General features: G+C 63.7%; 1 pseudogene. It reads right to left on the bottom strand.

The window, feature by feature from the left end:
* Positions 1-358, bottom strand: a pseudogene (locus HEM79_RS22420) (DNA primase); the annotation flags it as partial.

Raw genomic sequence — 358 nt, 5'->3', positions numbered from 1 at the left:
CCTTAAGCCGGGCGCGGATCTTCTCGCCCGCCCGTGATTTAACGGCGGGCAGACGATAAGGTAACGTGCGGTTGGCGAAGCCTAACTTAAAGGCGGCGACCAGTTCAGGATGGTTAAGGCGGCGCTTTTCCAGGTAGGCTATCGCTTCCGGCGCGTTCAGCAGCGTGTGGTGGTAGAACTCCACCACGCGGGAGAGCAGTTGCTGACGGCCCGCTTCATCTTCCGCGAAGATTTCCGGCTCGTCCGGTGTTGCCAGCGGGGCCACGGCGGGATTGTCGCCCAGCTCCGCCTTCAGCCGCTCCACCGCCTTACGCAGGCTGAGGCGCTCCGTCTGCATCACCCAGTCCAGCACCGAACC

The organism is Escherichia sp. 93.0816, assembly GCF_013368855.2.
Classification (GTDB): domain Bacteria; phylum Pseudomonadota; class Gammaproteobacteria; order Enterobacterales; family Enterobacteriaceae; genus Escherichia; species Escherichia ruysiae.
This window is presented reverse-complemented; position numbering and strand designations above follow the sequence as displayed.